We start from the raw sequence: 25,852 nt of genomic DNA on the forward strand, positions 1-25,852 counted from the left end.
GCTTGCGCGCGGTCATACCACTGCGCCGCCCGCTGCGCCCGCCCGCGATTTCCAGTCCCGACTCCCCGCGTTCTGCGCAGATCCGCCGTCCATCCAGCGCAGCCCCCGCCACCCCGGGGGCAACCTTGACCAGGACACCCCCCTTGCCCATCTGCTTTTTCGAGGCGACCGACGACCGCGCATGGTGCGGGTCACCGACATCGCCTTCCCGCGCCTCTTGATTGGGCGGGAACCATAACGGAGTGCCTGATGGACTTCGGTCTGTTCACCGACCGTGCGCGCGGCGTCATTCAGGCCGCGCAACTGGCGGCTCTCGCCGGACGCCACCAACAGCTGATCCCCGAACATCTCGTGAAGGCGCTGGTCGAAGACGCCAACGGCGTGCCCGCGAAGCTGGTGCGCGATGCCGGCGGCGACCCCGACCTTCTGAAGACCGCCGCCGAGGAAACCCTGGCGCGCCAGCCGCGCGCCAACGGCGAAGGCCCGCATCCGATCTACATGTCCCCGGAACTGGCCGGCGTGCTGCAGGGCGCCGTCGAAGCGGCGCGCGGCGCCGGCGACAAGTTCGTCACGCCGGAGCGGCTGCTGGAGTCGCTGGCCGGGCAGAGCGGCCCGATGCACGCCCTGTTCACCCGCGCCGGCGTCGATCCGTCGGTCCTGGTGCAGAGCGTGGAGACCCTGCGCAAGACCCGCCCCGCCGACACCCAGGAGGACGAGCAGCTGGGCGAGGCGCTCGCCAAATACGCCCGCGACCTGACGGAGGAGGCCCGCCAGGGCCGCCTGGACCCGGTCATCGGCCGCGACGACGAGATCCGGCGCACCATCCAGGTGCTGGCCCGGCGCACCAAGAACAACCCCGTGCTGATCGGCGAGCCCGGCGTCGGCAAGACCGCCGTGGTGGAGGGTCTGGCCCAGCGGCTGGCCTCCGGCGATGTGCCGGAGGGGCTGAAGGACCGGCGCGTGCTGGCGCTCGACCTCACCGCTCTGCTGGCCGGCGCCAAGTTCCGCGGTGAGTTCGAGGAGCGCCTGAAGGCCGTGCTGGCGGAAGTCCAGCAGGCGGCCGGCCGCATCATCCTCTTCATCGACGAGCTGCACTCGCTGATCGGCGCCGGCCGCACCGACGGCGCCATGGACGCCGCCAACATGCTGAAGCCCGCGCTGGCGCGTGGCGAGCTGCGCTGCGTCGGCGCCACCACGCCGGACGAGTACCGCAAGTACATCGAAAAGGACGCGGCACTCGCCCGCCGCTTCCAGCCGGTGAACGTGGACGAGCCGTCGGATGAGGACGCCGTGTCGATCCTGCGCGGCATCAAGGGCAAGTACGAGGTGCACCACGGCGTGCGCATCGCCGACGCGGCGGTGGTCGCGGCGGTGCAGCTGTCGGCCCGCTACATCGCCGACCGCCGCCTGCCCGACAAGGCCATCGACCTCGTGGACGAGGCGGCGAGCCGCCTGCGCATGGCGATCGACAGCAAGCCGGAGGCGCTGGACGCCGTCGGCCGCCGCGTCGCCCAGCTGAAGATCGAGCGCGAGGCCCTGAAGGCCGAGCCCGACGCCGCCTCGCAGGACCGCCTGCACAAGCTGGAGGCCGAGCTGGCGGTGGACGAGGCCAAGCTGACCGCCATGGAGGCGGAGTGGCGCGCCGGCCAGTCCCGCCGCACCGCGGGACGCCAGCTGAAGGAGGAGCTTGACCAGGCCCGCACCAAGCTGGAGCAGGCCCAGCGCGAGGGCAACTGGGCGAAGGCCGGCGAACTGGCCTACGGCGTCATCCCCGACCTGGAGAAGCGCCTGGCCGAGGCCGAATCCCGCGCCAACACGGAGCGCGAGGAGGTCACGGCGAAGGACATCGGCGCGGTGGTCACCCGCTGGACCGGAATCCCGGTCGACCGCATGCTGGAAGGCGAGCGGCAGCGGCTGAAGGGCATGGAGGATCGGCTCGCCGAGCGCGTCGTCGGCCAGGCGGAGGCGGTGCGCGCCGTGTCCAAGGCGGTGCGCCGGGCGCGGGCCGGGTTGAAGGACCCGAACCGGCCGACCGGCTCCTTCCTGTTCCTCGGCCCGACCGGCGTCGGCAAGACGGAGCTGGCCAAGTCCCTGGCCGCCTTCCTGTTCGACGACGAGAACGCGGTCACCCGCGTCGACATGTCGGAGTACATGGAGAAGCACTCCGTCGCCCGCATGATCGGCTCGCCCCCGGGCTACGTCGGCTATGACGACGGCGGCACTCTGGCCGAGAAGATCCGGCGCCGGCCTTATCAGGTCGTCCTGCTGGACGAGGTCGAGAAGGCGCACCCGGACGTGCTGAACGTCCTGTTGCAGGCGCTCGACGACGGGCGGCTGACCGACGGGCAGGGCCGCACGGCGGACTTCCGCCACGCGATCCTGATCATGACGTCCAACCTGGGGGCGGAGGCTCTGACCGCGCTCGGCGAAGACGACAGCCTGGAGGGCGCGCGGGTGGAGGTGATGGACGCGGTGCGCCGCGCCTTCCGGCCGGAGTTCCTGAACCGGCTGGACGACGTCCTGATCTTCCGCCGGCTGGGGCGCGAGCAGATGGCCCACATCGTGGACATCCAGCTGGCCCGCGTGAACGAGCGTCTGGCGGAACGCGGCCTGTCGCTGACCGCCGACGACGCGGCCCGGCGGCGCCTGGGCGACCTCGGCTGGGATCCGGCCTTCGGGGCCCGTCCGCTGAAGCGCGCGGTGCAGAATCTGGTGGAGGACCCGATCGCCGAGCGCGTCCTGGACGGCGAGGTGGGCGAGCGCGCCACCCTGCACTTGTCGGTGCTGGACGGCCGTTTGGCCCTGGACGGCTCGCCCGTCGAGGAGGACCGCGCCACCGGCTTCAAGGCCCCGGAACGCCCGCAACTGGGCTTCGCCCTGAGCGGAACCGGCGGCCGGAGTGCGGCGGTGCACTAAGGTGGGGTTTGGGGGTCGCGTTGGGCCCCCACCCTAACCCTCCCCCATCTTCGACGGGGGAGGGGATTATCTCCTCCCCCCGTCGAAGATGGGGGGAGGTCGGGAGGGGGGCCCAGCGCTTGGCGCTCGGCCCCCTTCTTTTTCAGCAGAATTACGTCAGCGACTTCGGCTCACCCTGCTTCGCCGCCTCGGCGTTCTCTTCGTCCTTCATGCCGGACTTGAAGGCCTTCACGCCCTTCGCAAGGTCGCCCATCACGTTCGGCAGCTTGCCCGCTCCGAACAGGAGCAGGACGATCAGCAGAACGACCACCCAGTGCATGACGCTGAAGCTACCCATAACCGTCTCCGATGGACCAAATACGCGGGGCCGAAAGTCGAAACCCGTTTGAGGACCACACTAACCGTCCGGCGCTTCCCTAGGCAACCACGACGTGCCCGATAAAAAGAGGTGGCCGCGGACCAGACCGCCCCGTCAGGACTCGCTGTCGATCAGGTCGCCACGGCCGATGCGGCGCAGGGACGCCTCGCGCCGGGCGTCGTCATCGCGGATTTCGTGCAGGGTCTGGATGGTGAAGGACACATGCGCGGAGGCCGCCGCCCGCGCGGCCTCCGCGTCGCCGGCCAGCACCGCCTCGGCGACCGCCAGATGCTGGGCCAGCAGAAGCTCCCGCACGCCGGAACGCGTGTACAGCCTCTCCCGGTTGTAGAAGACGTCGTTGCGCAGCATGTCCGACAGGGCGCCCATGATGTGCAGCATCACGAGGTTGTGCGCCGCCTCGTAGATGGCGAAGTGGAGCTGCGCGTCCACGTCCGCCTCCTCCGCCGGGTCGTCCTGGCCGTGGGCGGACTTCATGCGGTCCGCCAGGCTGCGGATCGCCTCGCGGTCCAGGTCGGTCGCCCGCTGCGCGGCCAGCCCCGCCGCCTCCGCCTCGATGGCGTTGCGGAACTCCAGGTAATGGAAGGTGGCCTCCGGGTCCGATTGCAGGAGTGCCGCCAGCGGCCCGGCGATCGGGGCCAGGAACTGCGCGATGTGCGTGCCGTTGCGGCCCGTGACCAGCAGCCCCCGCTCCTCCAGCTTGACCAGCGCGTCGCGCAGCGACGGGCGCGACACGTCCAGCTTCAGGGCCAGTTCGCGCTCCGGCAGCAGCTTCTCGCCCGGGCGCAGGACGCCCTCCCGGATCAGCGTCTCCAGATGGTCCGCGATGGCGTCCGCCAGCTTCGCCGGCTTGATCATTCCCTGGCCGTGCCCTTGGCCTTGTCCCTGCCCCTGATCCTGCATCGCCCCGATTCCCCGCTTCACCGCGTCCATTAGATATCGCTGCGCTCTAGCCGCGTCCACCCCCGGCCCGGCTTCCAGGGGTCAGGACCGTCTGCCGGTGGCAAGAATGCACTCCCAATGCGACCCTTGGGTAAACGAATTTTTCCACATTGCAAACGTGGGCAACACAATGTATCCATCCGCCCATCTTTGGTCAGATTAATTGACCGCGCTCGGACCTGACAAAAACAGCTTTCCACGGGCCAGTGTGCCACAGGCCATTGTGCCGCGAAGGGAAGGCGGAGGCGCGCGCCCTAAAGGCGGCGGGGAACGGGTCAGCAACAAGGTCGCGCACCAAAGCACTGTACCGAGAATGGCGCATAGGAAGGAAACATGCAGACCTGGACACAAGTCTACGATCCCGTAGGCAACATCTGGATTTCGGCGCTGATCGCAGCGCTGCCAATCATCTTCTTCTTCATCGCGCTGACCGTCCTGCGCATGAAGGGGCACGTCGCCGGCACGATCACCGTGGCGATTTCCTTGGCCGTGGCGATCCTGTTCTACCAGATGCCGGTCGGCATGGCGTTGATGTCGGCGGTCTACGGTTTCCTGTACGGCCTGTGGCCGATCGCCTGGATCATCGTGGCGGCCGTGTTCCTCTACAAGATCACGGTGAAGACCGGCCAGTTCGAGATCATCCGCTCGTCGGTCGTCTCGATCACCGAGGACCAGCGGCTCCAGATGCTGATGGTCGGCTTCTCCTTCGGCGCCTTCCTGGAAGGGGCTGCGGGCTTCGGCGCGCCGGTCGCCATCACCGCGGCGCTGCTGGTCGGCCTGGGCTTCAACCCGCTCTACGCCGCCGGCCTCTGCCTGATCGCCAACACCGCCCCGGTGGCCTTCGGCGCCATGGGCATTCCGATCATCGTCGCCGGCCAGGTGACGGGCCTCGACCCCTTCCGCATCGGCGCCATGGCCGGCCGCCAGCTGCCGCTGCTCTCGGTCTTCGTCCCCTTCTGGATCATCATGATCATGGACGGCTGGAAGGGCATCCGCGAGACCTGGCCGGCCATCCTGGTCGCCGGCGGCAGCTTCGCCGTCACCCAGTACCTGACCGCCAACTTCATCGGGCCGGAGCTGCCGGACATCACCTCCGCGCTGGTCAGCCTGGTCAGCATCACCGTCTTCCTGAAGCTGTGGAAGCCGAAGGCCGTCTTCCGCTTCGCCCACTCGCCGCTCGCCACTGCCCCGATCGGCCCGGTGCCGCAGTCGGTCGGCGCCATGGCGGTGCGTGACGCCGGCATCCAGCCGACCTACACCGCCGGCCAGATCGTCAAGGCGTGGATGCCCTTCCTGATCCTGACCGTGGTCGTCACGATCTGGAGCCTGAAGCCCTTCAAGGCCCTGTTCGCCAAGGGCGGCGCGCTGGCCGACACGGTGCTGTACTTCCCGATGGCCGGGCTGGACAAGCTGGTGCTGAAGGCCGCCCCGATCGTCGCCTCGCCGAAGCCGATCGAGGCCGTCTACAAGCTCGACCTGCTGTCGGCCACCGGCACGGCCATCCTGATCTCCGCGATCATCACCATGATCATGCTGCGGATGAGCCCGGCCGACGGCGTGAAGACCTTCGGCGAAACGCTGAACGAGCTGAAGCGCCCGATCTACTCCATCGGCATGGTGCTGGCCTTCGCCTTCATCGCCAACTTCTCGGGCCTGTCCTCCACGCTGGCGCTTCTGCTGGCCGGCACGGGCGCGCTGTTCCCGTTCTTCTCGCCGATCCTCGGCTGGCTGGGCGTGTTCCTGACCGGGTCCGACACGTCGAGCAACGCGCTGTTCTGCGGCCTCCAGGCCACCACGGCGCAGCAGATCGGGGCGTCGGACGTGCTGATGGTCGCGGCCAACACGACGGGCGGCGTCACCGGCAAGATGATCTCCCCGCAGTCCATCGCCGTGGCCTGCGCCGCGGTCGGCCTGGTCGGCCGGGAGTCGGAGCTGTTCCGCTTCACCGTGAAGCACAGCCTGTTCTTCGTGGCGATCATCGGCGTCATGACGATGATCCAGAACTACATCCTGCCCTGGATGATCCCGTAAGGCGGTCCGGGAGCGTCTTTCCCAACGGTGCGAAGCCCTTCTCCCCTTGTGGGAGAAGGGTTGGGATGAGGGGTCATTACGCCCGGGAGGGCGGAGAAAATTGCTTTCCGGCATGCGCCGGCCGCCACCCTCACCCCAACCCCTCTCCCATCAAGGGAGAGGGGCTCCAGGCCCAGTGAAAAGGTCCCGACGCGCTTTGCCATTCCCGATGCGCTGCTTGGTCAACTAATTTTCCCATTGCAGCGCTCGGGTAAATCGATTATCCGACAAACAGTCCGCGGCACAGAAGAAGCCCGTCCTAACGGCGGCTGAAAGAACGAACGCCCGGACCCGAGCAACCCGACCGGCGAGCGGAGGAGTCGCCGACCGGTCCCAGCCCCCGGAGGCCCCGAGAATCATGCTGCCCGCGCCCTACGACCGTCTCCACGCGGCCCTCCGGGAGTTCATGCCGGCCGAGCGCCTGATCACCGACCCGCTGCGCACGCTGGCCTACGGCACCGACGGCAGCTTCTACCGCCTGATCCCGAAGATCGTCGCGGTGGTGGAGGCGGAGGACGAGGTGGTGCGCCTGCTGCACGCCTGCCGAACGCTGAAGACCCCGGTCACCTTCCGCGCGGCGGGCACCAGCCTGTCGGGGCAGGCGGTGACGGACTCCGTGCTGGTGCTGCTCGGCGACGGCTGGCGCGGCTGCACCATCCCGCCGGGGGCGGCCACCGTGACGCTCCAGCCCGGCGTGATCGGGGCGGAGGCGAACCGCAAGCTCGCCCCCTTCGGGCGCAAGATCGGGCCGGACCCGGCCTCCATCGCCACGGCCAAAATCGGCGGCATCGCCGCCAACAACGCCAGCGGCATGTGCTGCGGCACGGCGCAGAACAGCTACCGCACGCTGGCCTCCATGCGGCTCGTCCTCGCCGACGGCACGCTGCTGGACACCGGCTCGCCGGACAGCCGCAAGGCCTTTGCCGTCAGCCACGGCGCCCTGCTCGCCGGCCTGTCCGACCTGGCATTGCGCACCCGCGCCGATGAAAAGCTGGCGGAGCGCATCCGCAACAAGTTCCGCATCAAGAACACCACCGGCTACAGCCTGAACGCGCTGGTCGACTATGAAGACCCCGTCGACATCCTCCAGCACCTGCTGATCGGGTCGGAAGGCACGCTCGGCTTCATGTCCGAGATCACCTACAACACGGTGCCGGAGCACGCCCACAAGGCCAACGCCCTGCTGATCTACCCGGACATCGGGGAGGCCTGCCGCGCCGTCGCGCTGATGAAGCCGACGCCCGTGTCGGCGGTGGAGCTGATGGACCGCGCCTCGCTTCGCTCCGTGGACGGCAAGCCCGGCATGCCGGACTTCATCGGCGGGCTGGGGCCGGACGCCTCCGCCCTGCTGGTGGAGATCCGCGGCGAGGACGCGGCGGCGCTCCAGGCGAACATCGCCGCCGTCACCAACGTGCTGGCCCAGACCCGCACCCTGTTCGACGTGGCCTTCACCACCGACGCCAAGGCCGGCGAGAGCTACTGGAAGATCCGCAAGGGCCTGTTCCCGGCGGTCGGCGCCATGCGCAAGGCCGGCACCACCGTCATCATCGAGGACGTGGCCTACCCGCTCGACCGGCTGGCCGAGGCGACGGTGGAGCTTCAGGCCATGTTCCTGAAATTCGGCTACACCGAGGCCATCATCTTCGGCCACGCGCTGGAAGGGAACCTGCACTTCGTCTTCACCCAGGCCTTCGACACCGACGAGGAGGTGGACCGCTACCGCCGCTTCATGGACGCGGTCTGCGACCAGGTGGTGCGCAAGTACGACGGCTCCCTGAAGGCGGAGCACGGCACCGGCCGCAACATGGCCCCCTTCGTGGAGATGGAATGGGGCAGCCAGGCCTACGGCCTGATGAAGGAGATCAAGGCGCTCCTGGATCCGGAAGGGCTGCTGAACCCCGGCGTCATCCTGAACGACGACCCGGAGGCGCACCTCAAGAACCTGAAGGCGATGCCCGCCGCGCACCGGCTGGTCGACACCTGCATCGAGTGCGGCTTCTGCGAGCCGACCTGCCCGTCGCACAAGCTGACCCTGTCCCCCCGCCAGCGCATCGTCGGCTGGCGCGAGATCGCCCGGCTTGAGGCGACGGGTGCCGACGCGGAGCGTCTCGGCGCCCTGCACGATGCCTACGACTACCAGGGCATCGACACCTGCGCGGCCTGCGGCCTGTGCTCCACCGCCTGCCCGGTGGGGATCGAGACGGGGCTGCTGATCAAGGCGATCCGCGGCGACCGGCACGGCGCCGTGGCCCAGGGCGTGGGCAGCTTCATCGCAAACCACACCGCCGGCGCGCTGTCTGTCGCCCGCACCGGCCTGCGTCTGGCCGACCTCGCCAAGCGGACGCTGGGCAACGACACGGCCGACAAGCTGTTCGAGGGCCTGCACAGCCTGACCGGCGAGCGTCTGCCGCACCTGCCGCGCGCCCTGCCCACCGCCGCCAGCTTCACGCCGCTGCCCGCCGCCGCTCCGGCGGACGCCCCCACGGTCGTCTATGTGCCGAGCTGCGTCAGCCGGACCATGGGCCCCGCCGCCGACGATCCGGAGACCACCCCCCTGCCGGTGAAGGTGGAGGGGCTGTTCCGCAAGGCCGGCTTCCGCGTGGCCTATCCGGATAACCTCTCGGCGCTCTGCTGCGGCATGCCGCTGGAGAGCAAGGGCCTCGCAGCCCAAGCCGACGCGAAGGCGGAGGAGATGGTCCGCGCCATCCGGGCGGCCAGCGGCAACGGCACGGCGCCGGTGGTCATCGACACCAGCCCCTGCGCCTTTCGCCTGAAGAAACACCTGACCGACGCCGGCCTCCAGGTGTTGGATCTGGTGGAGTTCATCCACGACCAGCTGCTCGACCGGCTGGTCTTCACCAAGCAGGAGGAGCCGGTGGTCCTGCACCTGACCTGCTCCACCCGCCGCATGGGGCTGGACGGCAAGCTGAAGGCGGTCGCCGCCGCCTGCGCCGAACGCGTGGTGGTGCCGGAGGATGTCGGCTGCTGCGGCTTCGCCGGCGACAAGGGCTTCACCCGGCCGGAGCTGAACGCCCACGCCCTGCGGCACCTGACCAAGGACATCCCGGCCGACGCCAAGTCCGGTTATTCGACCAGCCGGACCTGCGAGATCGGGTTGTCCGACCACTCCGGCATGCCGTACCGTTCCATCGTGTATCTGGTCGACGCCCGCTCGACGCCGAAGGCTTCGGCCCCGGCCACCAAGCGCGTGTCGGAACCCGCGTTCTAAGCGGGATGGGAGGAAAGATGAGCACCGACGGCACCACCGTCCCGTTTTCAGGCGTCCCGTTTTCAGGCGTCTCGTTTTCGGGCAGCCGCCCCGACAGCGTCTACTATTTCGGCACCTGCCTGGTGGACCTGTTCTACCCCGAGGCCGGCATGGCCGGCATCGACCTGCTGAAGGCGCAGGGCCTGCGCGTGGTCTTCCCGCAGGGGCAGAGCTGCTGCGGCCAGCCCGCCTACAACTCCGGCTACCGGGAGGAGGCGCTGAAGGTCGCACGCGCGCAGCTGGACTATTTCCCCGGCGACTGGCCCATCGTCGTGCCGTCGGGCTCCTGCGCCGGCATGATGAAGAAGCACTGGCCCGACCTGTTCAAGGGCGAGCCCGACGAGGCCCGCGCCAAACAGGTGGCGTCGCGCGTCTGGGAGCTGACCCAGTTCCTCGTCCAGGTCCTGAACGTCAAGTTCGAGGACCAGGGTCCGCCGGTGAAGATCACCTGGCACGCCTCCTGCCACGCGCAGCGCGAGATGGGCGTGGTGGAGGAACCCAAGGCCCTGCTGCGCCAGCTCGCCAACGTCGAACTGGTCGAGCTTCAGCGCGAACGTGAATGCTGCGGCTTCGGCGGCACCTTCTCCGTCCGCCACCCGGAGATCTCCGCCGCCATGGTCGGCGACAAGGTCGCGGACATCGAGAACACCGGGGCCAAGGCCGTGGTGTCCGGCGACTGCGGCTGCCTGATGAACATCTCCGGCGCGCTGGAAGGCGGAAAGAAGCCGGTCCGCGGCGTCCACATCGCCCAGTTCCTGAAGGAGCGCACCCATGGGTGAGACGAGTGTGAACTTCGCCAAGGCGTCCACGACAGCGCTCCAGGACCCGCAGCTGCGCGCCAACTTCCGCCGCGCCATGGACGGGCTGATGTCCAAGCGCGCCGTGCAGTTCGCCGATTCCAAGGAGTGGAACGCGGTCCGCGCGCTCGGCGCCTCGGTCCGCCTGCGCGCCTTGTCCAAGCTGCCGGAGCTGTTGGAAAAGCTGGAAGCCAACTGCACCCGCAACGGCATCCAGGTCCACTGGGCCTCCACCACCGACGAGGCCAACGCCATCGTCCTGTCCATCATGCAGCGCGTGAACGCGAAGCTGGTGGTCAAGGGCAAGTCGATGGTGTCGGAGGAGATGCACCTCAACGCTTTCCTGGAACAGCACGGCATCGAAAGCCTGGAAAGCGACCTCGGCGAATACATCGTGCAGCTTGATGAGGCGATGCCCTCGCACATCATCATGCCGGCGATCCACATGAACACCAAGCAGATCGCCCACCTTTTCAAGCAGAAGATCAAGGAGGCGGAGTATACGGAGGACGTCGCCCAGCTGACCGACCTCGCCCGCCGCGTCCTGCGCAAGAAGTTCGCGACCGCCGACGTCGGCATCTCCGGCGTCAACATGGCGGTGGCGGAGACCGGCACGCTCTGCCTCGTCGAGAACGAGGGCAACGGGCGCATGAGCACCACCGTGCCGCCCGTCCACATCGCCGTCATGGGCCTGGAAAAGGTCGTGGAGAAGCTGGAGGACGTGCCGCCGGTCATCAGCCTGCTGACCCGCTCCGCCACCGCCCAGCCGATCACCACCTACGTCAACATGATCTCCAGCCCCCGCAAGGAGGGGGAGAAGGACGGCCCGCGCGAGATCCACTTGGTGATCCTCGACAACGGCCGGTCCAGCATCTACGCCGACGAGGAGCTGCGCAACACGCTGCGCTGCATCCGCTGCGGCGCCTGCATGAACCACTGCCCGGTCTACACCAAGGTCGGCGGCCACGCCTACGAGGCGCCCTACCCCGGCCCGATCGGCTCGATCCTGGTGCCGCAGATGGAGGGGCTGGCCAAGCGGGGCGAGCTGCCGCACGCCTGCACCATGTGCAACGCCTGCGTCGAGATCTGCCCGGTGAAGATCCCCATCGTGGAGATCATGGGCCGCCTGCGCGCGGAGGCCGTCCACCCCGGCGACAGCGTGAAGGGTGCAGGCTCCCGCGCCAGCAAGGCGGAGGCGATGGTGTGGAAGGGATGGTCGATGACCTACGCCTCCCCGCTCGCCTACCGTTTCGCGACGGGGCTGCTGGCGAAGCTGGGCAACGCGGCCCCAACCTCGCTGCCGCTGTTGAAGGAGTGGACGAACGTGCGGGCCAAGCCGCGCTTCGCCTCCCGCACGCTCCACGACCTCGCCCGCGAGAAGGGGATCCCCGATGTCTGAGGCCCGTCCCACCGACTCCCGGAACGCCATCCTGGGCAAGCTGCGCGCCGGCCGCGACGCGCACCCGCTGACCCCGCCGGAGTCCGACTTCACGGTCCTGCGCGACAAGCGCTGGGCCCCGTCCGAGCGCCTGGACCGCATCAAGACCATGATGGAGGCGGTCCACACGGAGTTCCTGGAGACGACGGAGGCCGACTGGCCCACCGCTGTGCAGGACTTCCTGAAGGCGCAGGGTACCCGAACGCTGCTGTACGGCACCGCGACGGAGGCCGGGCAACGGCTTGCCGCCTCCTGGACGGAAGGTGGTCCGGAGCTGGTGCCCTACGACGGCCCGGTGGAGACCTTCAAGGAACGGCTGTTCGACGGCATCGACGCCGGCATCACCACGACGCTGGGCGCCATCGCCGACACCGGCAGCCTGATCGTCTGGCCGACGCCGGAGGAGCCGCGGCTGATGTCGCTGGTGCCGCACATGCACCTGGCGCTGCTGCGCGCCGACCAGCTGTACGACACCTTCTGGCAGGCGATGACCGAGAACCGCTGGGCCGACGGCATGCCGACCAACGCCTTGCTGATCTCCGGCCCGTCGAAAACCGCCGACATCGAGCAGACGCTCGCCTACGGCGTGCACGGCCCGAAGCGGCTGGTGGTCGTGGTCATCCGGTAGGGAGGCGCATGGAAAGCGGTTTCGCGGGACTGACGGGCTTCGACCATCCCGTCCGCGCCGTCGTGATCGGGGCCGGCGGCGGCATCGGCTCCGCCGTCACCCGGCTGTTGCTCGCCGACCCGGGCGTGGCGGAGGTGCTGGCCTTCGCCCGCCGGCCGCTCGACCCTGCCTCCGCCCTGGGCCCGAAGCTTCGCCCCGGCATCCTGGATGTAACCGACGAGGACAGCATCGCGCGGGCGGCGGAGGCCGCGGGCTCCGTGGACCTCGTGTTCGTCGCCACCGGCCTCCTGCACGGCGACGGCGTCCAGCCGGAGAAGAGCTGGCGGTCGCTTGATCCACAAGCCATGGCCACGCTGTTCCAGGTGAACGCCATCGGCCCGGCGCTGGTCGCCAAGCATTTCCTGGCCCGCCTGCCGCGCCGCGGCCGGTCGGTCTTCGCGGCCATCTCCGCCAAGGTCGGCAGCATCGGGGACAACCGGCTCGGCGGCTGGTACGGCTACCGCGCCGCCAAGGCCGCGCTGAACCAGATCATCCGCACGGCGTCCATCGAACTGGCCCGCACCCGCCCCGACGCGCTGTGCGTGGCGCTGCATCCCGGCACGGTGGACACGGGCCTGTCCAAACCCTTCCAGGCCGGCGTCGCCGACGGCAAGCTGTTCCCGCCCGAGATCTCCGCCGCGCATCTGCTGACGGTCCTCAACGGCCTGACCCCCGCCGACAGCGGCGGCCTCTTCGCCTGGAACGGCGAGCGGCTGCCGTATTGAGGTTGGAGTGTTGGTGGGTGGCTGCGCTGGGCCCCCCTCCCAGCCTCCCCCCATCTTCGACGGGGGGAGGAGCAGTCCCCTCCCCCGCGAAGTGGGGGAGGGTTAGGGTGGGGGCCCAACGCGACCACCCACCCCACCTATAAAAGCCCTACAAAAGCCCCCCGCTCAATCCACCGTCCAGCGGGTCATGTGCGGGAAGGGCGGCAGGCCGTTGTTGCCCATGTAGGCGAACAGGCCGGAATAGCCGGTCATGTCGGCCTGGGCCAGGCACAGGGGGCCGAAATGGCTGCCCTGCTCGATCCAGGCCTGGAAGGGATGCACCCCCTCGTACGGGCCGACCCGGTAGGAGCCGGGGAAGAACAGGCATTCCTGTGGCAGCCCCAAGTGATGGACCACCGCGTAGGACCAGGCCGTGGCCATCTGCTCCCCCTGCTGGACCGCGCGGACGAGCAGCGGGTCCGGGGTCTGGCCCTCGCCGCTCTGTTCCGCGACGAGTCCCTCGATGTCCGCCTGCAGGTCGCGCCCGAGCCGCGGCCAATAGCGCCGTGGCACGACGATGATGTGACCCGCCTCGTGCAGGATGTCGCCCGGCGCCAGCAGAGTGTCGGGGTCGATGTGGATCACGCCGGCGTGGATGTTGATGCCCGGCAGGAAGCCGTCGCGCGCGCCCTCGCCATACTCGACGCCCATGCCGAGGCCGCGCACGAACGCGACGATGGGCTCAAGCGCTTCCGGGTGATGCATCCGCCCTCTCCCATAGATCGAACTGTGGGCGGGATATTCGCGGATCAGAAGCGAAGAGGCAAGTCATACCGCGGGATGCGTGCGCTCTGCGACCCCGCGTCACCGTTCCGGAGACGCCGGGTCACGCCGCGAGGCTGCGGCCATCCCCCACCGGCCACGCCCTGGGCGCGTGGATGTCCGGCAGGCGCAGGCGGCTGGACAGGCCTTCCAGCGTGTCGTGCAGGCGGCGGCAGGGGATGCCGTCCTCGCCCGGCTCGTAGAAGGCCACGAAGGGCGTGCCGGGGGAGCCGGGATCCAGGTGGACCTCCACGATGTGCCGCCGCGACGCGCAGCCGCGCACCAGCGGATCGGCCGGCGTGAAGTCCCAGCCGCGCGCAAGGCAGCGCTGAGCCAGCGCCTCCAGGAACAGGGAGGCCGCCGGCGTGTCCTTCAGCGCCCGCAGTTCGGCCAGCAGGTCGCGCACGGCGCCGACCCGCGCCAGATACAGGCCGGCCGCGTGGTCGGCGTCGCGAATCACGAGTTTCAGCATGGTTCACCTGTTGTGGGACGCTGTGCGGAGAGGCGGGGCGGATGCCGGCGCTACTGCGCCTCGGCCATCCGGTCCTCCGACGCGCCCAGCTCCGGAAATTCGATGGGGAAATCGGCGGCGACCGGCAGGGCCGGCACACCATCCCCAGCCTCTTCGGCCCCGGGAAGCGGCGGAAGCTCCGCGACCATCGGCGCCGGCGCCTCCTCGCGCGGGCGGCGGTTGCGCGGGAACACCGGCTTCGAGTCCGTCCGGGCCTCCACGCGGACGTTGACCACGCCCTCCTCGATCATGTCCAGTTCGCGGGCGGCCATCTTCGACAGGTCGATCACGCGCCCTTTGACGTAGGGACCGCGGTCGTTGATGACGACCTCGACGCTGCGGCCGTTGTCGGCGTTGGTGACCAGGACCCGGCTGCCCAGCGGCAGCGTGCGCGACGCGGCGGTCAGCTTGCGCTGGCTGAATCGCTCTCCGGAAGCGGTACGCCGTCCGTCGAAAAAGTCGGCGTAATAGGACGCCTTACCCTTATGGACGAGAACCGGTTCGGCTTTCGAAACAGTCAATTCCGATGAAGCATTCAATTCCGGCTGCGCCGGTTCGAAAGAACGGACTTTGGCAATCTCGGCGCTTGAAGAACATGCGCTGGCGGTCACAGCGCAAAATGCGAGAGCGATGCACCCATGGCGCACTCTTTTTCTCCTCCGTTGTTGTTCTGGCGCAACGGTTACGGATTCGACGCAAGGTGTCAACCGGCGAATCGCTTGTTCGCCTGTGACAGGATTGTGCCTTAATGAATAAGCAACACTTTTTCTTCACTTATAGGTGAGTTGTTCTGAGTTTTACTTGAGAGCCGAATAGGCGTTCTGAAAAAGAGACCGCCACCGCCGTGCCGGCACAGCTCAGCCCATGTTGGCGCGGCCCCATCGGCGCAGTGGCGGCGGTCGGGCAATTCGGCTTTCCGCCTTTTGAAAAAGCCTCTCTCCGGACGGTGAAGACCCCTTCCCCACTCCACATATGACCCGGCAGACAGAAACGCGGCCGCGGCCGGAAGGGCAAGGGAACCATGAAGCAGGTGATGTTCGTCGAGCTGGGGATGGGGGTGGACCTGCATGGGCAGGACGTCACCAAGGCGGCGGTCCGCGCGGTGCGCAACGCCATCGAGCGCAACTCCATGCCCGGCATGCGCACGCTGGTGGACGGCGACACCAGCAAGATGCGCGTGCACGTCCGCCTCGCCGTCCCCGCCGATGCCGAGTCGCTGGACCGGGAGGCGGTCCGCGCGGTGTTCCCCTACGGCGACGTGACCATCGAGGTCATGCCGGGTGGCATGCTGGCGCCCAGCGGCATCTTCCTGGCCGACAAGAACGACCGCAACGAGATGATCTACATCGTCAACGCCGCGGTCGAGGTGGGGCTCTGACTCCCCGCGACCGCGCGACTACGCTCCTTTGGGCTCCCTCCTCGGCCAAGGTTGCCGGCTGCTCCCGTTTCGTGCCAGCGTCCCGGCCATGAAGCGCGCCCTCCGATCCTTTCTCATCGCCGTCGGCATCCTGGCCGGCGGGCTCGTCGTCGTTACGGCCGGGGTCGTCGCCGCCCTGCCGGTGATCGCTGACCATGTGCCGCTCCAGCTTTCCCGCCTCGTCGTCAGCGACGGGAAGAGGCAGGTGGAGATGCAGGGCATGGTCCATGTCGCCAAGCCGGACTTCTACCGGGAGATCGCCGCCCATATCGCACAGCGGCGCCGCGAGGGCTGGCTGGTCTTCTACGAGGAGGTGCGGCCGGACGAGGGCAGCTCCCCAGCCGGAGTCGCGGACGTGCTGCGCCGGCTCGGCGCCAACTGGAACCCGGACAGCAAGCAGCATCCCTATGAAATGATGGCCGGCATCATCGGCAACGGGCTGGTCCTGCAGGACAACCGCGCCCTGCTCGGCCCGCCGGGGCCGGACGTGCGCAACGTGGACGTCACCCTGTCCCAGCTGCTGGCCGCCCTGCCCCCGGAGGAGCCCGCGGGCGGCAAAGGCGACGCTGACGGCACCGGTGATGGCGGGGAGGAGGACGCCGTCGACCTCGCCCAGGTCCGGCAGCAGTTCGCCGCCCTGCCCGGCTGGGCGCAGCGGCGGGTGCAGGCGGGCGTGCGGATCATGCTCGCCACCACCGCGTCGGGCACCATGGTGCGGGACATGCTGCCGCCGGCCCTGACCACCCTGCGCGAGGACAAGGTCGTGAAGGCGATCCGGGATGAGCCCGGCCGCAACATCCTGATCCTGTACGGTCAGGTGCACATCGACCACATCCGGTCCATGCTGGCCCAGGCCGACCCGAATTGGCGCACCATCTCGTCGACGAGCCTGGGCGCCTTCTGACCTTGGGATGCCGTCTTTCAAGATAACAAATAGCGACAAGAGACATCATGTCGCACCCTGAACACTTCACGTTTTAAGCAACAATATTGCCGGTGGCGCGCGAACTTCTGCTGTGTCATACATCCTGAAAGGATGCGCAGCGGAGAACGCCATGAAGTCCGTGTCCAAGATCGCGAATACTACGGTATGCATATTGAGTACTCTGGTATGTGCTGCCGTCGTCTTGCTCGCGCAGACTTTCCCGGCGTCGGCGCAAAGCACGCTCCGCTTCGGCACGGTCTTCTCGCCGACCACCTCCACCTACCGGATGCTGGTGGACGCCTGCCGCCGGATCGAGGCGGAGACGGCCGAGTCCGGGGCCGGCGCCGTCGCCATCGACATCCGCACCGCCGGGGAGTTCGGCAAGCCGACGGAGCTGCTGAAGCTGGTCGACAACGGCGACATCGAGATCGCCTACACCGTCCAGGGCTACAGCCCAGCCCGCTTTCCCGCCAGTTCGGTGATGGAGCTGCCGCTGGTCCGCCGCACCGCGGTCGGCGGGACCAGGGCGCTGTGGGAGCTTTATGAATCGGGCAAGCTCGACCGCGACTATCAGGGGCTGAAGGTGGTCGGGCTGTGGGCGCTGCCCGCCTACGGCATCTTCACCGCCTCGCGCCCGCTGGGCTCCCCGCGGGATCTCCGGGGCCTGCGCGTGCGCAACCCCAGCAAGACGGTCGGCCGCGCCATGGCGAAGCTGGGCATGGTGCCGGTGGCCCTGCCGCTGAACTTCATGGGCACCGGCCTGAAGGACGGGCTGATCGACGGCATCTCCTACGGCTGGTACTCCTCCACCACCACGGCGGGGGCGGACGGGCAGCCGCTGATGGGCCAGCTGAAGAACCTGCTGGACATTCCCTTTTCCGGCCCGGTCGTGATGCTGGCGATGAAGCGCGCCACCTTCGACGCCCTGCCGGAGCCGGTGCGCGCGGCCATCGACAAGCATCTCGGCAAGGCCGTCTCCCTCGCCATCGCCGAGGAGCGCGACCAGGCCGAGGAGGAGGTGAAGCGCAAGCTCGCCGCCGACGGCCGCCACGCCGTGCTCCGCTTCGACCCCGCCCAGATGGCCGATATCCGCGAGGAGCTGGAGGAGGTCTACGCCGACTGGGTCGCCGGCATGGCGGACCAGGGGCAGGACGGCAAGGGCCTGCTGGACGCCGCCCGCAAGGCCATCGCCGCCAGCGAGAAGCCCTGACCCGGAAAACCCGACAGCCCCCCGCGCACGCGCACGCCAGCCGCATTCACCGAGGGATCACGCGCCATGGACACCGCCCCCCAATCCCCGACTGGCCAATCCCCGACTGGCCAATCCCCGACCGGCCAATCCCTGACGGGCCTCAGCCTCAAGGCCAAGCTGATCGGCGCCTTCGCGGCCATGTTCCTCGCCGTGGCCGCCATCGGCGGCGGCGCCGGGCTGACCCAGCTGCGCATCGCCGCGCTGTTCAGCCAGGTGCACGAGCGCGACTTCCCCCTGGCGGTCGGCGCCCTGAAGCTCGCCGACGCCAGCGGCGGGCTGGAGGACGCCGCGCGGTCGCTGGCGGTGGCGGCCGACGACCGGGCCCGCGGCGCCGCGGCGGACCTCTTCGCCCGCCGCAGCGCCGGCCTGAAGAGCGGGCTCGCCAAGCTGTCGGTGCTGAGCGCCGACGGCGTGGTGGGGGACCGCATGGCGGGCATGCTGAAGGACGCCGACGGCGCCGTGGGCCGCCTGGACGGGGAGGTGCGGCGGCGCCTCGCCGCCAGCGCCCGCCGCAGCGGCCAGATGAAGGCGCTGGGCGCCGCCCACGCCGCCTTCCTCGGCCGCTTCCAGCCGATGGTGCGCAACCTGACGCTCAGCATCCAGGGCGTCACCATGGATCTGCCCAGCGATGCCAGCGGCCTGTCCATGCTGGTGCTGACGCTGGTGTCGAAGGATCTGCCGGTCCGCCAGGCGCTGTCGGACATCATCAGCGACGTGAACCTGGCCGTCACCCTTCTGGGCAAGGCCGACGCGGCGGCCGACGCCGCCCAGGTCGCGGAGCAGGAGAAGCAGTTCGCCGCGGCGGCCAAGCGCGTGGAGTTCTCCGGCGACTTCCTGGCCAACATCCTGTCCGACGAGACCCCGCGCCAGATGGCCCAGGCCGTCGTCGCCTTCGGCCGCGGGCCGGAGGGCATCTTCGCCCTGCGCTCGGCCGAGATCGCCTCCATCGCCGCCGCGACGGCCGCGCAGGAAAGCCTGTTCGTGCTGGTCGGAAAGCTCAGCGAGCAGGCCGGCGCGCTGGCCGCCGCCAACGAGGAGAACGCCGCCGTCGCCGCGGGCCAGGTGGACGGGGCCATCTCCACCGGCCTGACGGTGATCGGCGCGCTGGTGGCGGGCGCCCTGGGCCTGGGGCTGCTGTCCGGCCTGTTCCTGGTCAACCGCAACATCCGGCTGTTCGACCGGCTGCGCGGCGCGATGGAGGAGCTGGCCGGCGGGCGGCTCGACCTGCGCATCCCGGCGCTGGGCCGCCACGACGAGATCGGCGCCATGGCCCGCACGCTGGAGGTCTTCCGCGCCAACGCCCAGGAGGTGGAGCGCCTGAAGCACGAGCAGGAGGCCGCCAGCCGCCGCGCGGAGGAAAGCAAGCGGCAGGCCCGGCAGGACCTCGCCAACCAGCTCGAATCCAGCGTCAACTCCGTCATTGAATCGGTGCTGGCCGCCACCGCGCGCATGCGGCACGACGCGCAGGCCCTGTCGGCCAACGCCGAGCAGACCAAGCGCCAGACCGTCAGCGTCGCCGGGGCCTCCACCTCCGCCTCCGACCGGGTGTCGTCGGTCGCCTCCGCCGCGGAGGAGATGGCCGCCTCCATCGAGGAGATCAGCCGCCACATCGCCGAATCCTCGCAGATCGCCGGCACCGCCGTACGCGAGGCGGACGCCACCAACGAATCCATCTCCGGCCTGACCGAGGCGGCCGGCCGGATCGACCAGGTGGTGGAGCTGATCAACTCCATCGCCAGCCAGACCAACCTGCTGGCCCTGAACGCCACCATCGAGGCGGCCCGCGCCGGCGAGGCCGGCAAGGGCTTCGCGGTGGTCGCCAACGAGGTGAAGGCGCTCGCCAACCAGACCGCCAAGGCGACGGAGGACATCCAGAGCCAGGTCGATCAGATGCAGACGGTGACGGAGCGCTGCGTCGCCTCCATCCGCGGCATCGCCGGCACCATTGGCCGGATGAGCGAAATCACCGCGACCATCGCCGTCGCCGTTCAGCAGCAGCACGCCGCCACCGAGGACATCGCCCGCCACGCGCAGGAGGCGGCGGACGGCACCCAGTCGGTGTCGCGCACCATCGACGACGTGTCGCAGGCGGCCACGGAGACGGGCGACATCGCCCACACCGCGCTGGACACCGCCACCCGCCTGCATGGGGAGGCCGACCACCTGCGCACGGAGGTCGTCCGCTTCATCCAGAACATCCGCTCGGCCTGACGCCCCTGCCAGCTGCCCCGCCAAAGGAGCCCGCACCCGTGTCCGCGACCAACAAGACCCAGACCCCGGCCCCCCTGGATCCGAACGGGAGCGGTCCGACCGACGGCCGCCTGCTGGTTCGCGTGACCGTCCCGGCCAGCGCCGACGTCGTGCCGGCGCTGCAAACCTTCATGGCGGACGCCGCCCGCCCCTGGGTGGACTCGCCTGACGAGCTGGCCCCGCTCGGCGAGCTGGTGCGGGAGGTGGCGCTGCACGTCGTCCGCACCGCCTTCGATCCGGGCGAGGAGGGCGAATACACGGCGGAGCTTCTGCACCGCGCCGGCCAGATCGTCTTCGCCATCGAGGACAAGGGCCTGCCGGCCGGCGGGATCAGCACCTTCCTGCCGAGCGACCTCGCCCACGCCGTGGAGTTCCGCAACCTGGGCCGCGGCGGCAAGCGGCTGGAGGTGGCGCGCACGCTCCGCGCCCCGGCGGCGGAGCCGCTGGCCGCGGACGCGGAAGGCTGCTGCGCCGGCGGCGAACCGCCCCGCGCGGAGGACGAGGTCGAGCTGCGCCTTCTGGAACCGGCCGACGCGCCGTCCCTGTCGCGGCTGATGTACCGGTCCTACGGCTACACCTACGGGTCGGAGTTCGTTTACTACCCGGAACGGATCGTCGAGATGCTGGCCAGCGGGCGCCTCGTCTCCTACGTCGCCGTCAACGAGGGCGGGGAGGTGGTCGGCCATCTCGCCATGCTGCGCCACGGGCCGGACAGCACCACCGGCGAGACGGCCATGGCCGCCGTCGATCCGCGCTACCGCGGCCGCCGCCTGTTCGAGCGGATGAAGGAGGGCATGGGCGAGCTGGCCCGGCAGCACGCCATGTTCGGCCTGTACAGCGAGGCGGTGGCCGTCCACACCTTCACCCAGAAGGGCAACCTGGCGCTGGGCGGGTTTGAGACCGGCTTCCTGCTGGGCTTCACCCCGGCGACCCAGGTCTTCCGCAAGATCAGCGACGGGCAGGCGCCTGACCGCCGCTCCGCCGTTTTGTTCTACCTGCGCACCAACGACGAGCCCGCGCGGGTCATTTACGCTCCGGAACGACACCAGGCGATCATGGAGGCCATCGTCCGGCGCGGCGGCATGAACCGGTCGGTGCAGCCCCCCGCGGCGGAGCTGTCGCTGCGCTCCCTCCAGGACCAGGTCGCCGTGCTGGACGTCGCCGCCCGCCCGGACGTCGGGCGCGCCTTCCTGACGCTGCGCCGCTTCGGCGCCGACGTGCTGAAGCGGGTGCAGGACGAACTGCGGGAGCTGTGCCGCCACGGTTACGCCTGCGTCTATCTGGAGCTTCCCCTGTCCGACCCGATGACCGCCGTGCTGTGCAAGGGGTTCGAGAGCTTCGGCTTCTTCTTCGCCGGCCTGCTGTTCGAGGTGGACGGCTGCGACGCGCTGCGCCTGCAATATCTGAACGGCGTCACCGTCCGCCGCGACGACATCCAGGTGGCCTCCGACTTCGGCCGCAGCCTGCTCGACTACGTCGTCGAGGCGAAGGAGACGGTGGAACGCGCCCGCGTGGAGCGCCGCAAGTTCTTCCCCCAACCTGGCCACCCCGCCCGCCGCCGCAAAGGCGAACGGATCGAGGAAGCGGCGGAGGCGACCGCATAGCCCCGTAGGTTGGGTGGAGCGCAGCGGAACCCAACACAGCCGGCATTGCGACGATTGTTGGGTTGCGCTGCGCTCCACCCAACCTACGGATCTACGGCACCGATACTCCCCTCACGCCTCGCTCAGCGTGGCGGCGCGCGACATGCGGCCGATCTTCACGGTCACCTCGCGGGCGATGTTGCGGACCAGGATGAAGGAGATGGACGGGTCCAGGCTGTCCAGCATCGCCACGTCCTCCGCGGCCAGCTCGTGGCAGACCACCGCCGTGTCCGCCACCACGTCGGCGGAGCGCGGCTTGCCGGTCAGCATGGCCATCTCACCGAACAGCGCGCCGGCGCAGATGCTGCCGAGCCGCACGCTGTGCCCGCCGCCGGGCGAGCGCTTCTCCACCCGCACGCGGCCCTTCACCAGGAAATATTGGCTGTTCTGGGTGCTGCCCTCGCTCAGGATGCGCTCGCCGGGGGCGAAGGTCAGGCGGCGGGTGGTCAGCGACAGCAGGTCGAACTGCGCCTGGGTCAGGCCCTCCAGGCTGGGATGGTCGCACAGCGCCATCTCCTCCTCGCCCTCCGCCGCACCGGCACCGGCCCCCAGACCAGAGAGGCGGGCGAGCAGGCGATCCTCCGCCGCGGACAGGGCGGTGTCCAGGTCGCCATAGACGCGCCCCTCCGCCTCCGGCCGGTCGAAGCCCATGTCGCGCAGCAGGGCGCGCAAGGCCCGCCCGGCGCCCAGGCCGGACAGAAGCAGGGTCTTGCCCTCGCGCGCCAGCCGCTCGTCCAGCCGGCGCAGGATCAGCACGCCCGTGCTCTCCACGTCGTTCACCCGGGTCAGGTCCAGGATCAGCGTCTCGCCGCCGGCGGTCAGGGTCTCCGCCGCCCGCGCCAGGTTGTCGGCCGACCCGAAGAAGACCGGCCCGTGCAGCTCCATCACCGCGATGGCGCGGCCGTGCCGTTCCAGCAGGTCCATGTCGGTCCCCGACCGGCCGGTCATCGAATGCACCCGGTCGCCGTGGTAGGAGCGGCGCACCACCGACGCCGCGGCGCGGCGCAGATAGACCATGACGCTCAGCGCCATGCCCACGGCCAGCGCCACCAGAACGTCCACCGCCGCGACCAGAACGGCCACGACGACGACGATGAACAGGGTCTGCAGCAGCTCCGCCCGCGCGGCACCCGCCCGGCGGCGCAGCAGAAGCGTGACGATCTGCATGGTCCAGTCGTCCGGCCGCAGCACCGCGACGACGACCACGCCGGCCATCACCGACACGGGCACCATTTCCAGCACCGGCCCCAGCCCCATCGCCGCCCCCAGCAGCACCAGCCCCAGGAACAGGTTGGCGCGGTCCGACCGGGCGCCGTTGTGGATGGCGACGCGGGTGTAGAGCGGCGACCCGCCGGTGACCGTTCCGCTGCCCAGCGCGCCCAACAGGTTGGCCCCGCCCTGCGCCAGCAGCTCCCGGCTGGCGTCGTGGCGCACGCGCAGCAGGGCGTCGGCCGCCGCGGCGCTCAGCAGCGACTGGATGGACGACACCACGCCCAGCGTCAGCCCGGTGACGAGCAGCGACGGCCACAGATCCGCGAAGACCCGGTGGGTCGCAAGCTCCGCCAGGCCCGGAAAGGCAAAGTCGAAGGGCATGCCGGCCGGCGGCGCCTTCACCGTCGCGCCCAGCACGCCCGGCTCTGTGACCGCGGCCAGCGCCTGATAGGCGATGGTCCCCACGATCAGGCCGAGCAGAGGGCCGGGGATCACCCGCGACCGCTTCTCCCCCATGAACCAGACGCCGACCACGGCGAGCAGGCCGAAGCCGAGCGCCCAGGGGTTCACGGGCGCTGCACCGGTGACGGCGGCCCAGGCCCCCGCCCCGTCCGGCAGGCCCAGCAGGTTGGGCAACTGCTGCAACAGGATGACCAGCGCGAACCCGTTGACGAAGCCGGCCACGACCGGCTGCGGGATGAACTTCAGGACATCGCCCATCCGCAGGACGCCGAGCAGAAGCTGGAGCAGCGCCGCCACCATCAGCGCCAGCACCGGGATGGCGACCAGCACCCCGGCCGGAATCGTGTAGCCGCCAGCCGCCGCGGCTTGCGTCGCCTGGACGAGCAGCCCGCCGAGCAAGGCGGCCTGGGTGGCCCGCGGCGCGTTGACGTGCAGGCTTCCGCCCGGCAGCAGGCCGCGGAACAGGGCCGCCGCGATGGTGGCGCCGAAAGCCGCCTGGATGCCGAGCGGCTGGAAGGCGGAGCCCAGCGGCTGGAACACGATGACGCCGCAGCCCAGCACCGCCGGCATGACGAACAGGGCGCCCGCCAGCCCGCCCAGGGCCTCGCCGCGCCACCGCTCCAATCCTGTGGACGTCCCACCCCTGCCGCTCGCGCCCCTGTTGTTGGCGCCCGTGCTGCCGACCGTCACCTGAGTCACCCCGACCGAATTGAAACCGCCGAAAGGCGCCCACACCTTAGCCGCGATCCCAATCCATTTCCAGCAACTCTCTGGTCGAAGGAGGCTTCAGCAACGCCCCTCAACTTGGTATCCGGGACAAAAAGCCACAACGTTACATCATTGCCATTCCACCGTATGTTGGAAACTGCCGGTTTGTGCCGAAGAATACTTGCGTATGTTCATCCCGGGGCGATGACCCACTGCCCGCCGGCGTCGCGGCAGAAGGTCAGGTGGCGCGTCTGCTCCTCCGTGCGGATGAAGCGGGCGCGCAGGAGGGCGCAGGGCGCGCCCTCCTTCTGCAAGGTTTTCTCGACGACCACGTCGCCGCGCATGTTGGTCTTGGGGTTCTGCCATTCGGCCCGGTTGCCGGCCTTGGGCGGCTGCAAGGCCTTGACCACGGCGTCGCGGAACAGCTGCCAATCCTCGTCGGTCAGCTGGAAGGTCCCACGGTTGCCGAGGAACAGGCCGAACTGGGCCTGCGCCGGACCGGGGCTCAACACCCCCGCGGCCAGCATGGCCGCAAGGGCCAGGGGAAGCACGACACGCATGGCACCTCTCCCGTGTTCGACGCCGCGGACCCGTCCGCGAAGGAAAGTCCGGAGCGGAAACCGTCCCACCACAGGCTGCGCCCCCATGCACCCTGCGTGAAGTGTCCAACGGGCGTGTTACGGTAAAGTACGCGTCAGACGGCGCCCCCTGTGCCATAGCTGGTGCATCACTCCCTATGGCTTTCCCGTGGCATTCCGGCGGGAGCGCCCCCGCGGGGACGATGGCGCGGGAATGATGGCGCGGAAACGATGCCGATGGACAGCACCCTACAGCTTCTCATCCTGCGGTTTCCGGCCTTCAAGGATCTGATCCTCGACCAGATGGCCGCAAACGCGCGGTTGCAGGCGCTGTCCGCCGACTACGGCGAGGCGCTCGCGGCGTACGCCCTGTGGGAACGCGCAAGGTGGGAACGCGCCGACGCACCGCAGGCGGGTGCCTGCGCGCGCGATTACCGGCGCCTGGTCGCGGAGCTGGAGCGTGATTTGCTGCGCGAACTGCTGGACATCGACGCGGCGAACGAACGGGCCTGAACCGCCGGTGCCCTTTACCAGTGGCTCATGCCGTTCATCCGGCACTGGCCGGTGGTGTAGGTCTGCTCGATCGCGCAGTTGGGCGTCATGTTCATGACGATGTAGCCGCCGCAATTCGGGTTGTAGTAGCGCGCGCGATAGCCGGACACGATGCTGACTCCGCTGCGGATTTCCGAATGCATGCCGCTTTTCACCACGTTGGCGAGCCCCATCGATTCCAGCTTCGCGGTCGCGGTCTGGGTGCATTTCGGCGGCAGCGACGCCAACGGGGCATCCTGCGCCCAGGCTGCGGTCGCCACGAACAGCGCCGCAACGGCGGCCCATAAGGCCAAGGCCGAACGAAGGGCCGATGGAAGGACACAAAGACGGGTGGGTGACACG

Annotated in this window: 21 protein-coding genes; 13 read left to right on the forward strand and 8 right to left on the reverse strand. The window is 69.5% G+C overall.

The genetic code is table 11. The features are described from left to right. Nucleotides 1-249: 249 nt before the first annotated feature. On the forward strand, nucleotides 250-2,916 hold the full coding sequence (gene clpB / locus J2851_RS06245; RefSeq protein WP_209765006.1) for an ATP-dependent chaperone ClpB: 2,667 nt from the start codon (nucleotides 250-252) through the stop codon (nucleotides 2,914-2,916). Nucleotides 2,917-3,067: 151 nt separating this feature from the next. Here the strand turns inward: clpB and J2851_RS06250 are convergent, their stop codons facing one another. Next, nucleotides 3,068-3,253 carry a twin-arginine translocase TatA/TatE family subunit gene (locus tag J2851_RS06250; RefSeq protein WP_209765008.1) on the reverse strand — a complete coding sequence of 62 codons (186 nt, stop codon included), beginning with the start codon at nucleotides 3,251-3,253 and terminating at the stop codon, nucleotides 3,068-3,070. A gap of 135 nt (nucleotides 3,254-3,388) precedes the next feature. After that, a complete protein-coding gene (locus J2851_RS06255; protein WP_246500444.1) occupies nucleotides 3,389-4,150 on the reverse strand; it encodes an FCD domain-containing protein in 762 nt (253 codons plus the stop codon). Nucleotides 4,151-4,567: 417 nt separating this feature from the next. Here J2851_RS06255 and lldP point away from each other — a divergent pair, with 417 nt between their 5' ends. The 6 genes from lldP to J2851_RS06285 all read left to right on the forward strand — a co-directional run bounded on the left by lldP (nucleotide 4,568) and on the right by J2851_RS06285 (nucleotide 13,199). Next, nucleotides 4,568-6,265, forward strand: coding sequence for an L-lactate permease (gene lldP / locus J2851_RS06260; protein ID WP_209765011.1), 1,698 nt, complete (start codon nucleotides 4,568-4,570; stop codon nucleotides 6,263-6,265). Nucleotides 6,266-6,662: 397 nt separating this feature from the next. Further along, a complete protein-coding gene (locus J2851_RS06265) occupies nucleotides 6,663-9,533 on the forward strand; it encodes an FAD-binding and (Fe-S)-binding domain-containing protein (RefSeq protein ID WP_209765012.1) in 2,871 nt (956 codons plus the stop codon). 17 nt (nucleotides 9,534-9,550) lie between these two features. Continuing rightward, entirely contained in the window at nucleotides 9,551-10,351 is an 801-nt protein-coding gene (locus J2851_RS06270; RefSeq protein WP_246500445.1) for a (Fe-S)-binding protein, read from the forward strand. Further along, complete coding sequence (locus tag J2851_RS06275) at nucleotides 10,344-11,768, forward strand: LutB/LldF family L-lactate oxidation iron-sulfur protein (RefSeq protein WP_209765013.1); 1,425 nt, start codon at nucleotides 10,344-10,346, stop codon at nucleotides 11,766-11,768. The genes J2851_RS06270 and J2851_RS06275 overlap by 8 nt, the downstream gene beginning before the upstream one ends. After that, a complete protein-coding gene (locus J2851_RS06280; RefSeq protein WP_209765014.1) occupies nucleotides 11,761-12,435 on the forward strand; it encodes a LutC/YkgG family protein in 675 nt (224 codons plus the stop codon). The genes J2851_RS06275 and J2851_RS06280 overlap by 8 nt, the downstream gene beginning before the upstream one ends. A gap of 8 nt (nucleotides 12,436-12,443) precedes the next feature. Beyond that, nucleotides 12,444-13,199, forward strand: a complete 756-nt coding sequence (locus J2851_RS06285; protein ID WP_209765015.1) for an SDR family NAD(P)-dependent oxidoreductase — start codon at nucleotides 12,444-12,446, stop codon at nucleotides 13,197-13,199. 165 nt (nucleotides 13,200-13,364) lie between these two features. Here J2851_RS06285 and J2851_RS06290 read toward each other — a convergent pair whose 3' ends face one another. The 3 genes from J2851_RS06290 to J2851_RS35590 all read right to left on the reverse strand — a co-directional run bounded on the left by J2851_RS06290 (nucleotide 13,365) and on the right by J2851_RS35590 (nucleotide 15,032). After that, on the reverse strand, nucleotides 13,365-13,943 hold the full coding sequence (locus J2851_RS06290) for a hypothetical protein (protein ID WP_209765016.1): 579 nt from the start codon (nucleotides 13,941-13,943) through the stop codon (nucleotides 13,365-13,367). Nucleotides 13,944-14,064: 121 nt separating this feature from the next. After that, nucleotides 14,065-14,472: a hypothetical protein gene (locus J2851_RS06295; protein WP_209765017.1), complete on the reverse strand. Its 408-nt coding sequence runs from the start codon at nucleotides 14,470-14,472 to the stop codon at nucleotides 14,065-14,067. Nucleotides 14,473-14,522: 50 nt separating this feature from the next. Then, nucleotides 14,523-15,032 carry a septal ring lytic transglycosylase RlpA family protein gene (locus J2851_RS35590; RefSeq protein ID WP_246500446.1) on the reverse strand — a complete coding sequence of 170 codons (510 nt, stop codon included), beginning with the start codon at nucleotides 15,030-15,032 and terminating at the stop codon, nucleotides 14,523-14,525. A gap of 500 nt (nucleotides 15,033-15,532) precedes the next feature. On the opposite strand from J2851_RS35590, the gene J2851_RS06305 reads away from it, so the two are divergent. The 5 genes from J2851_RS06305 to J2851_RS06325 all read left to right on the forward strand — a co-directional run bounded on the left by J2851_RS06305 (nucleotide 15,533) and on the right by J2851_RS06325 (nucleotide 21,959). After that, a complete protein-coding gene (locus J2851_RS06305) occupies nucleotides 15,533-15,889 on the forward strand; it encodes a Lin0512 family protein (RefSeq protein WP_209765018.1) in 357 nt (118 codons plus the stop codon). An 88-nt stretch (nucleotides 15,890-15,977) separates the two neighbouring features. Then, on the forward strand, nucleotides 15,978-16,832 hold the full coding sequence (locus J2851_RS06310) for a hypothetical protein (protein ID WP_209765020.1): 855 nt from the start codon (nucleotides 15,978-15,980) through the stop codon (nucleotides 16,830-16,832). A 223-nt stretch (nucleotides 16,833-17,055) separates the two neighbouring features. Continuing rightward, nucleotides 17,056-18,063, forward strand: coding sequence for a TRAP transporter substrate-binding protein DctP (gene dctP, locus J2851_RS06315; protein WP_209765022.1), 1,008 nt, complete (start codon nucleotides 17,056-17,058; stop codon nucleotides 18,061-18,063). Between the two features lie 66 nt (nucleotides 18,064-18,129). Next, nucleotides 18,130-20,316 (forward strand): methyl-accepting chemotaxis protein, encoded by a 2,187-nt coding sequence (locus tag J2851_RS06320; protein WP_209765023.1) that lies wholly within the window; start codon nucleotides 18,130-18,132, stop codon nucleotides 20,314-20,316. 38 nt (nucleotides 20,317-20,354) lie between these two features. Further along, nucleotides 20,355-21,959: a GNAT family N-acetyltransferase gene (locus J2851_RS06325; RefSeq protein ID WP_209765025.1), complete on the forward strand. Its 1,605-nt coding sequence runs from the start codon at nucleotides 20,355-20,357 to the stop codon at nucleotides 21,957-21,959. Nucleotides 21,960-22,070: 111 nt separating this feature from the next. Here the strand turns inward: J2851_RS06325 and J2851_RS06330 are convergent, their stop codons facing one another. Continuing rightward, a complete protein-coding gene (locus tag J2851_RS06330) occupies nucleotides 22,071-24,296 on the reverse strand; it encodes a SulP family inorganic anion transporter (protein ID WP_209765027.1) in 2,226 nt (741 codons plus the stop codon). A 275-nt stretch (nucleotides 24,297-24,571) separates the two neighbouring features. Beyond that, nucleotides 24,572-24,940, reverse strand: a complete 369-nt coding sequence (locus J2851_RS06335) for a hypothetical protein (RefSeq protein WP_209765029.1) — start codon at nucleotides 24,938-24,940, stop codon at nucleotides 24,572-24,574. A 255-nt stretch (nucleotides 24,941-25,195) separates the two neighbouring features. Here J2851_RS06335 and J2851_RS06340 point away from each other — a divergent pair, with 255 nt between their 5' ends. Next, nucleotides 25,196-25,471, forward strand: coding sequence for a hypothetical protein (locus J2851_RS06340; protein ID WP_209765031.1), 276 nt, complete (start codon nucleotides 25,196-25,198; stop codon nucleotides 25,469-25,471). Between the two features lie 14 nt (nucleotides 25,472-25,485). On the opposite strand, the gene J2851_RS06345 is transcribed toward J2851_RS06340, so the two are convergent. Then, the gene (locus J2851_RS06345; RefSeq protein WP_209765033.1) at nucleotides 25,486-25,770 is read right to left on the reverse strand and encodes a hypothetical protein; all 285 of its coding nucleotides are present in this window, start codon (nucleotides 25,768-25,770) and stop codon (nucleotides 25,486-25,488) included. Between the last annotated feature and the right edge of the window lie 82 nt (nucleotides 25,771-25,852).

The organism is Azospirillum rugosum (assembly GCF_017876155.1).
Taxonomy (GTDB): domain Bacteria; phylum Pseudomonadota; class Alphaproteobacteria; order Azospirillales; family Azospirillaceae; genus Azospirillum; species Azospirillum rugosum.